Genomic DNA, 11,032 nt, shown 5'->3' with positions numbered 1-11,032 from the left:
CCTCGCCGCCCGCACCGCCATCCCGCCGACACTGCACGAGGCGATCGCGCTCGAAGGCGGCTCCCCGTGGTTCGCGATGACCCGCGTGACCCTGCCCCTGATGACCCCGATCATCCTGGTCCTCGCGCAGTACCTCGGCCTTCACCTGATGCAGTTGCGCGACGATGTCCGGTTCCTGCCTGACCTCAAGGTGGAGCGCGCGAGCCTGCTCGCAGGTGTTCGTCGCCGCGACGTCGTGGTCGTGTTCGACTACCGGCGCTACGAACGCAGAGTGCGAACCTGGAGGCCGTGCCCGGCCATGTCGTGGATCCCGGCAGAAGTGCGGTGAGCTCACGCGCGAGCGCACCGCACGCCCTGATGAGCCCGAAGTCGGACAACGAAGATGCTGTGCGCCGGGTGTGCGGTAACGCACCCTCGGTTGCCCCCCTGCCAGGGGGCCTGGAGGATAGTTTCGGCTCAACGACAACGATCGAGCACTGGAACGGGGTCCGCAGTGGACGAGGCTCGGCTGGTGCGCAAGCTCGGTCGTGGCGACGCGGTGGTGATCGGGCTCAGCTCTATGGTCGGGGCGGGTGTCTTCGCCGTGTTCGGTCCCGCCGCCCGCGCCGCGGGCGCTGGTCTGCTGGTCGGGCTGGTGATCGCGGCCGTCATCGCCTACTGCAACGCCATCGCCTCGGCGAGCCTGGCCGCGGTCTACCCGACCTCGGGTGGCACTTACATCTACGGCCGCGAGCGGTTGGGTCCGTGGTGGGGGTTCGTCGCGGGGTGGGCGTTCGTCGTCGGGAAGACGGCGTCCTGCGCTGCGATGGCGCTCACCTTCGCCACCTACGCGGTGCCCGGGCCGGAGTGGCTGCGTCGGGCGGTGGCCGTCGCCGCGGTGATCGGGCTGGCCGCGGTGAACTACCGCGGGGTAACCAGGACAGCGGCGCTCGCCAAGGTCCTGGTCACCGCGAGTCTCGTCGCCTTGGCCGTGCTGGTCGTCGCCATCACCGTCACCGGCGCCACCACCGCGGACAATCTCCGGTGGGACGGGCACGATGGTGTCTACGGTGTCTTGCAGGCCGCTGGCCTGTTGTTCTTCGCTTTCGCCGGTTATGCGCGGGTGGCCACTTTGGGGGAGGAGGTCCGCGACCCGCGCAGGACCATCCCCCGCGCGATCCTCATCGCGCTGTCGATCACTGTCGTCGTCTACATCGCGGTCGGTGTCACCGCGCTACTGGCAGCGGGACCGCAGGACCTCGCCGCGGCGACCGCGCCGCTGGTCGCTGCGGCGGAGGCCGCCGGGGTCGGTGGTCTCGCCCCGGTCGTCGGGGTCGGCGCGGCGCTTGCCTCTCTCGGGGCGCTGCTGGCGCTGCTCACCGGTGTCGGGCGCACCTGCTTGGCCATGTCGCGTCATCGGGACCTGCCGGCTTGGCTCTCGGCCGTGCACCCGCGGTACGACGTGCCTCACCGGGCTGAGGTGGCGCTCGCCGTTGTCATCTGCGCCGCAGTCGCGGTCGGCGACCTGCGCGAGGTGATCGGGTTCTCGTCTTTCGGCGTCCTGCTGTACTACGCGATCGCCAACGCCGCCGCTTTCACCCTGCCATCCCCCGGCAAGAGGGGAGTGCGGGCCCTCAGCGTTCTCGGTCTGCTCGGCTGCCTGACCCTGGCAGCCACACTTCCCTGGCAATCCGCCCTGACCGGCGTCGCCGTGGTCGCGGCGGGCATTACCGGTCGACTCATCATTCTCAGGCGTCGAGGCACGGCAATGCGGCGGTGACCTGGATTGCTGGTGGCCTCTGGCGGGCGGCCACGGACACCTGCCGGCTTCCATCTCGACGATGAGGGCCCCCACCTGTCGTCGAGTGGTCAGCCGAGGTAGCGGATGCCGGGGTAGACCTAGCTGCCTTCGTTCACGAACTCGACAACTCGACGCCGGGGGGGCGGTAGTAGTCCTTGCCCCGACCACTGCTGACAAGCAAGCGGACGTGCTTCCGGCGCGTGTGTCAGAGCTGAGAACAGCTGACCATGTGCGCCCCGGCTCTCAGCAGTGGCTCGGACGGCCAGAAGGGAGTCCTCGAAGCTCCAGCAAGTAGATCAGGTGTTGCCACGTGGTGGCACTCGTGCGGCGCGACCGTTGCCAAGGCGGCCGACGAGGGGCAGCCAGGGCGTTGGTGCGGTCCTCCCTGCTGGCCTCGTCCAGTGGCGCCGCAACGAGCCCGTCCGGGTCGGATCGCGGACCTCGACCCTGCTTGATCCGTCACGGCGCGGCGCCCGGCGTAGGTCGGCCTATCCATAGACCGATCACCTGATCGGTGGCCGCCCGTTCGGTCCTGTCGCGACGGACCAATGTGAGCTGTCCGCTCCTTCGCCGCAGGTGACAACCCTGGGAACGGCATGGTCAGTCAGGAGGTGGCAGCAGCGTTCGGGCGGTGTCGGGTTCGGCGTGACGACTCTCGGTGGTTGTGTGCGCCTGCGGGTTGGGCCGATGGGTCGGTAACCGGCGGGCTCCGGGGTGCGATTGACGGTCTGGAGCCGACCACGAGGAGCGCCGATGTTCGCCTGGGTCCCACTTCGACGTTCGCCCGGGCGGGCCCGGCGCAGCGCGCTCGTCCTCGGGTTGATCTTCCTGCTGATCGCGACCGGGGTGACGACGCCGGGGATCGGGCTGGTGTCCGGGGCGGCGTCCGGCGGGTCCGGGGTGGAGGTGCCGGAGTACCCGGAGGGCCAGCTCTTCGACCCGAACCGGATCAAGGACCTCAAGGCGGGGGAGCCCGGGGCGGGGGTGGCGCTGATCGAGGCGCCCGCGGCGAACAACCAGGGGCAGGCCCGGTTGGGCTATCCGATCGAGGTGCCGCCCGGGCGGGCGGGTCTGCAGCCCGCGGTGGCGTTGGCCTACAACTCCGGGTCCGCGGGCAGCTGGACCGGTGTCGGCTGGGAACTGGCCGCGCCGATGATCTCGCTCGACACCCGGTGGGGTGTGCCGCGCTACGACCCGGCCCTGGAGACCGAGACCTACCTGCTCGACGGCGAGCAGCTGACGCCCGTCGCGCATCGCGGCGTGCCCAAACCGCGGGCGGCGGAGAAGGTGTTTCATACCCGCGTCGAGGGCAAGTTCCGCCGCATCGTCCGCCACGGCGACGCGCCCGCCAACTACTGGTGGGAGATCACCGAGAAGAACGGCACCCGACACGTCTACGGCCGCGACGACGCTTCGACGCTGGCTGACGTCGAGGGCAACCGGGCTGTGTGGGCGCTGGCCGAGACCCGCGACACCAATGACAACTTCATCCGGTACCAGCACGCCAAGGTCTCCGACCCGGGTGTGCCCGGCGGCGCCGTGCCGGGAGTCAACCTCTATCCCGACCGCATCACCTACACCGGCAACGGCACCACCGAGGGCCGGTACTCGGTCACCTTCCAGACCGACCGCGAGCGCGGCGAGTCCCGCAGGCCCGACGTGGCCATCGATGCGCGCTACGGCTTCAAGAAGGTCACCGCCGACCTGCTGCGCCGGGTCGAGGTCCGCCTCGACGACCAGCTGGTTCGCGCCTACGAGCTGGAGTACCGGATCGGCGCGTTCTCCAAGACACTGCTGGCGTCGGTGTCGCAGATCGGCGCGGACAACGCCCGCTTCACCACTCACACCTTCGACTACTTCGACGACATCCGAGACGAAGCGGGCGGCTACGACGCCTTCGGCACCACCACGGGCTGGAACATCCCGGACGACGGCCTCAGCCAGGGCCTGCGCGGCTACGGCGACGCCAGCGCGCTCGCCTCGACCACCTCGACCGGTGTGGGCGGGCACCTGTACGTCGGCTACAACCCGACCTCGCCCAGCAAGTCCAACTCCGCCGGTGTGAAGGTCGGCTACAACGCGGGTTCTGCGGACGGCCTGCTCGCCCTCGCCGATGTCAACGGCGACAACCTGCCGGACAAGGTTTTCCGCTCCGGCGGGGGCGTCTACTACCGCCCCAACCTGTCCGGCCCCGGCGGGCAGCCGCGCTTCGGCGACACCCCTGTGCGGCTGCCGTCGTTGCCCGCGATCTCCAGCGAGCGCACCCGTTCCACCACCGTCGGCGTGGAGTCCTACTTCGGTGTGGCCGCCCAGTTGGACTACGTTTCCACCACGACCACGTCCGACCGCTACCTCGCCGACGTCAACGGCGACGGCATCACCGACCTGGTGAACAACGGCGGTGTGCTGTTCGGTCGCCTCGACGCCCAGGGCAACCCGGTCTACACCGCCAACAGCGCCGAGACCCCCGCGCCGATCGGCTCCGGCGCGGTGTCCGGCCCCATCGTCGGCGACCAGACCGCGGAGTTCGAGCGGCAGGTGGACCAGTTCCCGCTGCTCGACGGCATCCGCAGGTGGATCGCGCCGCACGCGGGCACCGTCCGGGTCGGCGGCCGGGTCGCGCTCGTCGAGGACGCGAGCCCCGAGCGGGCGGCCTACACCAAGGCCGACGGCGTCCGCGTGGCGATCCAGCACGAGGGCGACGAGCTGTGGTCGCAGCGGATCGGACCCGACGACCACATCGAGTTCGCCCCGAGCGGGGTCGACTCGATCGCCGTCCAGCGCGGTGACGCCCTGTACTTCCGGGTGCAGTCCGTGCTCGACGGCAGGTACGACCAGGTCGCCTGGGACCCGGAGGTCACCTACACCGGCCTGCCCGCGACCCAGGACGTCAACGGCCTGGACAACCACCGCTACCTGGCCTCGCGCGACTTCACCCTGGCGGGCCGCCCGTCGGTGGTCGTCGCCCCGCTGACCGGCACCCTGCGCCTGACCGGTGACGTGGTCAAGACCGGCCCCACCACTGACGACGTCACCGTCGTCGTCAGCCGCAACGGCACCGACGCCCTCACCCGCGCGCTGCCGGCCGCGACCGGCGGCACAGCCGCGGTCGACCTGGAGATCCCGGTGACCGCGGGCGACCGGCTCACCTGGCGGCTGAAGGTCGACTCGCCCATCGACGCGGGCGCCGTGCGCTGGGTGCCGCGCGCGCACTACACCGCAGCGGAGGGCGTGGACTCCGTGGTGGACGAGAACGGCGACCCGACGCTGGCCATCGCCCCACCGTTCGAGATGGACATCTACCCGGCCTCGACGCTGACCGGCCCGCAGGGCCACCACACGGCGACCGCCACCGGCACCGTCAGCGCGCAGCCCGCGCTCGCCTTCGACTTCGGCGGTCGCCCGGTCGACGCGCGGGTGGTGTTCACCGCGAAGAAGCGGGGCGCGCTGCTGGCCAAGCGCGTGATCGATGTGGTCGACGGCGTGGTGCCCCCGATCGGGGCGGTGAACGTCCCCGCGACCGCGGGCGACGAGCTGTTCTTCGACTTCGCCACCACCGACCCGACCCTGCTGGGCGCGCTCACCGGCCAGTCGGTCGAGGTCGACGGGGCGCCCGTGCCGAGCGCGCTGCACGCGGCGGCGGAGCAGAGCGCGTTCGCCCAGCCGTACCGCGGGTGGGCGGCCATCGGCTACCAGGGCAACCGGGCGCGGGCGACCGCACCGGTCAACGAAGCGGACCTGGTCATCGACGAGGACTTCCGCGACTCGTTGCCCGAGGGCCCCACCGAGGACGACGTGCCCGGGTTCACCGAGAACCCGACCGTCGAGACGCCGAAGATCGTCGTCTTCGCCCCCATGCCCGCGCAGAACCGCTGGGCGGGCGCCGACGACAACACCTGGGTCGGGCCCGCGTCCGCGGCGAGTTCGCGGCTGGGCTCCGACACCATCGACGTGACCACCGACGCCGACCTCGCAGGCGCCACCGGGGTCGCCCGCCGGGCGCGCACCCAGCAGGTGTCGACGACCTTCGGCGCGAGCCTGCCCGGTGTTCCCATCGGCGCGGGCGGCAGCCTGGCCAAGGGGCGCAGCGAGGGCCAAGTCGACTTCCTCGACCTCAACGGCGATCGCTTCCCCGACGTCGTCGGCGCCGCCGGCGTGCAGTACTCCGACATGGTCGGCGGCCTCGGCAGCACCCGGGGCAGCGTCGGCGGCGAGGTCCGCCGCTCGGAGTCCCTGGCCTACAGCGTCTCCGCCAACGCGGGCAGCCCGGCGCGCACCAGCTCCAGCGCCCGCGGCCAGGACGCGCCCACCGGCGGCACCAACGCCAACTCGGCGAAGGCGGGCACCGAGATGCCCGCGCTGGGCGTCGGCGGCAGCCTCGGCGGCGGCGAGTCCGACGCCGCGCACGACCTCATCGACATCAACGGCGACGGCCTGCCCGACAAGGTCTACGACAACGGCGACGCCGCGTTGAACCTCGGCTACTCCTTCGCCGCGCGCGAGCCGTGGCCCGGCGGACCGCTGAACGCGGGCGAGACCGAGAACACCGGCGTCAACCTGGGCTTCAACACCGACTACTACGGCTTCGCCGGCGGCGTGTCGGCCTCGGTGGGGGAGTCCTCGACCGACGCCACGCTGATGGACCTCACCGGCGACGGCCTGATGGACCGGGTCTTCGCCGAGGGCGGCGGGCTCTCGGTGGCGGTCAACACCGGCAGCGGGTTCGCCCCGCGCACGCCGTTCCGCGGCGCGCTGCCCGGGGTCAACGCCGACGCCAACGCCTCCGTGGGCGGCGGGGCCTACTTCACCTTCGGGTTCTGCTTCGTGTTCGGCTGCATCGTGTTCAACCCCGGAGCCGACGTGTCCGCCGGGGTCGGGCGCACCGAGATCGCGCTGCGCGACGTCAACGGCGACGGCTACGCCGACCACGTCAAGTCCACGAAGGACGACCAGCTGCTGGTGGCGGAGAACCGCACCGGCCGCACCAACCTGCTCAAGACCGTGCGCCGCCCGATGGGCGGCAAGATCGACCTCGACTACACCCGCGACGGCAACACCGCCGACGCGCCGGAGTCGCGGTGGGTCCTGTCCCGCAGCGCCCTGCACGACGGGCACCCCGGCGACGGCCAGGACGTCCAGCTCACCACCTTCCGCTACTCCGAGGGCAAGCACGACCGCTTCGAGCGCGAGTTCCTCGGCTACGGCCGGGTCGTCGCCGAGCAGCGCGACCGGGGCGCGGACGACGCGGTCTACCGCACCGCGACCGACGAGTACCGCACCGACAGCGTCTACACCCGCGGCCTGCTCACCCGCTCGCTCACCGCCGACGGCGCGGGCCGCAAGTTCCTGGAAACGGTCAACACCTACCGCCTGCGCGATGTCGCCACCGGTGACGCGGCCGACGCGGCCAGCGCCACGGCAACGGTGTTCCCGATGCTGGTCAGGACCGACCGCAACTTCTACGAGGGCCAAACCGCGGTCGGCAAGACCTCGTTCGTGGAGAACGAGTACGACGGCTACGGCAACGCCATCCGCACGCTCGACGCGGCCGACAGCGGCACCGCCGACGACCAGGAGACGCGCGTCAGCTACAGCGGAACCGACCCGGCCTGCGCTGCCGCGCACATCGTCGGCCTGCCGGTGGCCAGCGAGGTCCGCGGCGCCGGGGCGCTCATGCGCCGCAGCGAGGCCCTCGTGGACTGCGCGAGCGCCAACACCACGAGGGTGCGCGAGTTCCTCGCCGACGGCAGCGCCGCGACCACCGACATGGCGTACTTCCCGAACGGGACCCTCGCCTCGGTGACCGAGCCCGCCAACAAGAACGGGCAGCGCTACAAGCTGGACTACACCTACGAGACCGTGGTCGCCACCCACGTGGAGACGATCACCGACAGCTTCGGCTACCGGTCGAGCACGATGTACGACCTGCGATTCGGCCTGCCCACCAGCGAGACCGACTTCGCCGGGCAGCGGGTGGTCAGCGCCTACGACGCCATCGGCCGCGTCGACGCGGTGACCGGTCCGTACGAGTTGCCGGAGGACCGGGTCACGATCGACTTCGAGTACCACCCGGAGGCGCCGGTCCCTTACGCGCTCACCCGGCACGCCGACCGCACCGCGGACGGCCCGATCGCCGACACCATCGACACGATCACCTACGCCGACGGTCTGAAGCGCACACTCCAGACCAAGAAGGACGCCTCGGTGGTCACCGCGCCCGGCGCGGACCCGGTGGAGGTCATGACCGTCTCCGGCCGCTCGGTGTACGACTTCGTCGGCCGCGGGGTGGAGCACTACTACCCGGTGACCGAGCCCAAGGGCGACAACCTGGCCTTCAACGGCTCCTTCGACACCGTGGCACCGACACGGCAGAGCTTCGACGTGCTCGACCGCGTCACCCGCACGGTGATCCCGGACGGCACCGCCTCGACCAGCGCGCACGGCTTCGGCGCCGACCGCGCGGGCCGCACCCAGTTCGAGGTCGTCGCCACCGACGCCAACGGCAAGCAGCGGCGGACCTACACCGACGTCCGCGGCCTCACGACCGCGGTGAAGGAGTTCAACGCCGTCGCGGGCCAGCCGGTCATCTGGACCAGCTACACCCACGACCCGCTGCGCCAGATCACCGCGGCGGTCGACGACCGCGGCAACACCACGGCCTCGGCCTACGACAACCTCGGTCGCAGGACCGTGGTGGACAGCCCCGACGCCGGGCGCACGGAGACGCGCTACGACCTCGCGGGCAACGTCATCGCCAAGGTGACGGCGGTGCTGCGGTCGGCGGGCAAGGCCGTCGAGTACGACTACGACTTCACCAGGGTCACCGCCATCCGGTACCCGACCTTCACCGGCAACAACATCGCCTACACCTACGGCGCCCCCGGCGCGGCCGACGGCACGGCCAACCGCATCGCGACCGTCCGCGACGCGGCGGGCACCGTCGCCCGGGCTTACGGCCCGCTGGGCGAGCTCGTCCGGGAGACCCGCACGGTCACCGCGATCAACGGACCCGCCCGGACCTACACCACCTCCTACGCCCACGACTCGTTCAACCGGGTCATGCGCATGACCTACCCGGACGGCGAAGTGCTCACCTACGAGTACGACACCGGCGGCCAGGTCCACCGCGCGACCGGGCGCAAGGGCGACTTCGACTACACCTACCTGCACCGGCTCGACTACGACAAGTTCGGCCAGCGCTCCTTCCAGGTGACCGGCACCGGGGTGCGGACCAGCTACGCCTACGACCCCGCCGACCGCCAACTGGCGACGCTCAAGTCGGCGCTGCCGGACGGGCACGAGTTCCAGAACCTGTCGTACACCTACGACAAGGTCGGCAACGTCCGGCAGGTCCGCAACGCCGTCGCGCTGCCGCACGGCAAGCCCATCGGCGGGCCGAGCGTGCAGTCCTTCACCTACGACGACCTCTACCAGCTGACGGCGGCTTCCGGCGAGTACCGCAACAAGCAGAACAAGCTGGACCGGCAGTCGCTGACCTTGCGGTACGACACCCTCCACAACGTCACGCTGAAGAACCAGCGACACGAGATCGTCAACAACGCGCAGACGGTCCCGCCCGCCGACACCTCCACCGGGACGGTCTACGCCGACCCGACCGCAGGCACCCTGGTCGACCCGGCGCTGGCCCCTGTCGGGCCGGTCGAGGAGCCAGCCGAGGAACCGCTGCAGGAAACGCTCGAAGCGGGCACCACGACGGGCAACGCCCAGGTGCAGAAGAAGACCACCTACGACTACGACTACACCTACGGCTCGGCCAAGCCGCACGCGGCGAGCAAGGTCGGCCCGGTCAACCAGGCGTTCGACGCCAACGGCAACCTCGTCGACACCGTCAACACCGAGCCGCCCGCGCCGGGCAAGCGCAGGCAGCTGGTCTGGGACGAGGAGAACCGCCTCGCCTGCAACCAGGACCACTCGCGCAACCGCACGGTGGCCCAAGACCCGAGCACCTGCGTCGCCCCGCAACAGCCCGCGACGGTCCGCTACGTCTACGACGACAAGGGCAATCGGGTCGTCAAGGACGCGGGCCCGAAGCACATCTACCCGAACCAGAACTTCAGCGAGCGCAACGGCACCGGCTTCAAGCACATCTGGATCGGCGACACCCGGCTGGCGACCAAGACGGTCAAGCCCGACACCAGCTACGAGAACCACCAGTTCTTCTTCCACGCCGACCACCTGGGCTCCTCGTCCTTCGTGACCGACGAGCGGGCGATCCTGACCGAGCACCTGGAGTACTTCGCCTTCGGCGAGACGTGGGTGGACGAGAACCCCGCCCAGCCGACACCGGTGCCCTACCAGTTCGGCGGCAAGGAACTCGACGAGGAGACCGGGCTCTACTACCACGGCGCCCGGTACTACAACCCGAAGACCGCCCAGTGGCAGAGCCCGGACCCGGCCCTGGACAGCTACCTCGACGGTGAACCGAACAACGGCGTGTTCCAGCCGTTCAACCTCGCCTCCTACACCTTCGCCAACAACAACCCGGTGCGCCTGACCGACCCGACCGGCGCCAGCACGTGGAACCGGGTGATGGGAGGGCTCAAGGTCGTCGGCGGCGTGCTGGAGATGGCGGCGGGCGCGGCGGGCGGCGCTGCCACCTCGTGGACCGGTGTCGGCGCGGTCGCGGGCGGCGTGGTCGTCGTGCACGGCGCCGACGTCACCGCCACCGGCCTGCGCCAGCTCTGGACCGGCGAGCAGGAGAGCTCGCTGACCAGCCAGGCGATCCAGGCGGCGGGGGTGAGCCGGGAGAACGCCGACCTGGTCGACGCGGGCATCTCGGTGGTGGGCTCGATGGGCACCTCGGCCATGGCCCAGGCGCCCAGGGCGGTCACCGCCACCGCGCCGCGGGTCGTCGCCCAGATGCCGTACTCCTCGCGCCTGCTCGGGCAGAACCTGGTCCGCGCCGGGTACTCCCGGCCCGCGCAGACCGCCGCCCACCACATCGTCGCGGGCGGTGACGCCCGGGCCTCGGCGGCACGAGCGGTGCTCCAGCGCTTCGGCATCGCCCTCGACGACGCGGCCAACGGCGTCTTCCTCCCGTCCAACCTGAGTTCGGCCAACGCGGGCGGGGCCGCGGTTCACTCCACCGTGCACACCGACCGGTACTACGCTGCGGTGAACGCCCTGATCGGCCGGGCGCAGAACCGCCAACAGGTGATCCAGTCCCTGGGCCACATCAGGCAGCGCCTGCTGTCCGGCGGTTTCCCGTGACCCGGAGGCAATGAGTGAGGC

The 11,032-nt window shown here is 71.0% G+C and carries 2 protein-coding genes and 1 pseudogene; all 3 read left to right on the top strand.

Translation table 11 applies throughout. From position 1 onward, the window contains the following. Positions 1-328, top strand: a pseudogene (locus ACFPM7_RS15950) (hypothetical protein); the annotation flags it as partial. A 231-nt stretch (positions 329-559) separates the two neighbouring features. Next, positions 560-1,759 carry an APC family permease gene (locus ACFPM7_RS15945; protein WP_378248407.1) on the top strand — a complete coding sequence of 400 codons (1,200 nt, stop codon included), beginning with the start codon at positions 560-562 and terminating at the stop codon, positions 1,757-1,759. 774 nt (positions 1,760-2,533) lie between these two features. Beyond that, positions 2,534-11,011, top strand: a complete 8,478-nt coding sequence (locus ACFPM7_RS15940) for a SpvB/TcaC N-terminal domain-containing protein (protein ID WP_378248392.1) — start codon at positions 2,534-2,536, stop codon at positions 11,009-11,011. The last annotated feature ends 21 nt before the right edge of the window (positions 11,012-11,032 follow it).

Origin of the sequence: Actinokineospora guangxiensis, assembly GCF_042657845.1 — a bacterium.
Taxonomy (GTDB): Bacteria; Actinomycetota; Actinomycetes; order Mycobacteriales; family Pseudonocardiaceae; genus Actinokineospora; species Actinokineospora guangxiensis.
Note: the sequence above shows the minus strand (reverse complement) of the source record. Positions and strands in the feature narration are given on the sequence as shown.